The following is a 1,419-nucleotide window of genomic DNA, read 5'->3' as shown; positions in this document are numbered from 1 at the left end:
TGTGGGACGCCGCCCGCGTGGTGGCCGAGCCCGGCGGCGCGACGGCGCTCGCGGCGCTGCTGTCCGGGGCCTACGTGCCCGAGCCCGGTGAGCGGGTCGCGGTGCTCGTGTGCGGAGCGAACACCTCGGCCGTGCAGCTCTGAGGCGGTTCCGTGCGGCCGCCGGGCTGCGCCGTCAGTCGTCGGCCTCCGCGGCGTCGTCCTCGTCGTCCTCCTGCTCGTCGTCGGGCCCGGCGACCAGGAGGTCGATGTGGACCCCGAGCAGGGTGCCGTCGGCGGCGTGCGTCGTGACCACGGGGTAGAACCCGTCGCCCCAGCCGGAGTGGCTGAGCACCACGTTCTCGCCGTCGGTGGCCAGCGGCATGGCGATGTTCGCGCTGCCCTCGCGGTAGTGGTCGGGGCTGTCCATCAGCTCGAACCACGACGTGGGCTCGCCCGAGTCGAACAGCAGGTCGTACCAGTCGGTCGAGTCGTCCTCGGGCGGCATGCACCGCACGATCGCGTCGGCGTCCGCGAACCCGACCGTGCCGGCGTCCACGCCGACCCCGTAGTGCTCGCCGTCGTCCGCCGGCTCGGCGCCCTCCGGGGTGACGCCCCGCACCTCGGCGACCGGTGCGCCGTCGGACAGCACGAGCGAGAGGTACGCCTCCCGCAGGTGGCTGCCGTCGCGCTCCTCGGACACGTCGGCGACCGTGACGAACGCGGGGTAGGCGCCCGGCTCGACACGGACGACCAGCCCTTCGCCGAGCGTGACGTACGGGTCGGACGCCTCGATGCGGCCGGAGGGGACGTGGAGCAGGCCGAGGTCGTGCACCTTCTGCGGGTACGGGGTGCCCTCGGGTGTCCCGTCGATCAGGGCGAAGAAGGGGAGGTCGTAGGTCATGGCAGGAACCTAGCGGCAACCACCGACACTCCCGCCCGGCCCCTCAGGCGAAGAGCTGCTCCACGGCGTGCTCCCCGACACGCACCATGATCGGGTGGGTGTCCGGGTAGGCGAAGCAGATGGACGTGAACAGCACCGCCCAGCCCTGGGCGCGGCGCCAGATCCCGGCGTCCCAGCCGCGCCCGTCGCGCGCCTCGGCGTCGATCACCGCGCGGAACCGCTCCCGGCCCGCCGCGTCGAAGGTGAGCCACGCCATGCCGAGGTCCGACGCCGGATCGCCGCTTGTCACGTCGCCGAAGTCGATGACGGCCGACAACCGGTCGCCGTCGGCCACGAGGTTGGCCGGGTGCGGGTCGCCGTGCAGCCAGACCGGCGCGTCGTCGTACACCGGGGCGGCGACGGCCTCGGCCCAGAGCTCCCGGGCGCGCGCGTGGTGCCGCTCCGGCAGCAGGGGGATCCGTTCCTCCAGGCTCGCGGAGCGCTCGGCCACCGGGACCCCGCGGAACGTGTTCTCGGGCGCGTCGGCCGGCGCGGGCC

Annotated in this window: 2 protein-coding genes; both read right to left on the bottom strand. The window is 74.3% G+C overall.

The window, feature by feature from the left end:
• Window positions 1–174: 174 nt before the first annotated feature.
• A complete protein-coding gene (locus PROKR_RS30875) occupies window positions 175–882 on the bottom strand; it encodes a DUF4241 domain-containing protein (protein ID WP_051433190.1) in 708 nt (235 codons plus the stop codon).
• Window positions 883–925: 43 nt separating this feature from the next.
• Window positions 926–1,419, bottom strand: a 494-nt coding sequence (locus tag PROKR_RS20495; RefSeq protein ID WP_036966602.1) for a phosphotransferase, incomplete at its 5' end; no start/stop codon positions are given.

Source organism: Promicromonospora kroppenstedtii DSM 19349, assembly GCF_000515355.1.
GTDB classification, from domain to species: domain Bacteria; phylum Actinomycetota; class Actinomycetes; order Actinomycetales; family Cellulomonadaceae; genus Promicromonospora; species Promicromonospora kroppenstedtii.
Note: the sequence above shows the minus strand (reverse complement) of the source record. Positions and strands in the feature narration are given on the sequence as shown.

Bases quoted from the DNA above. Each gene is read 5' to 3' on its own strand.
- PROKR_RS30875 (WP_051433190.1), bottom strand. From the start codon at position 882: ATGACCTACGACCTCCCCTTCTTCGCCCTGATCGACGGGACACCCGAG.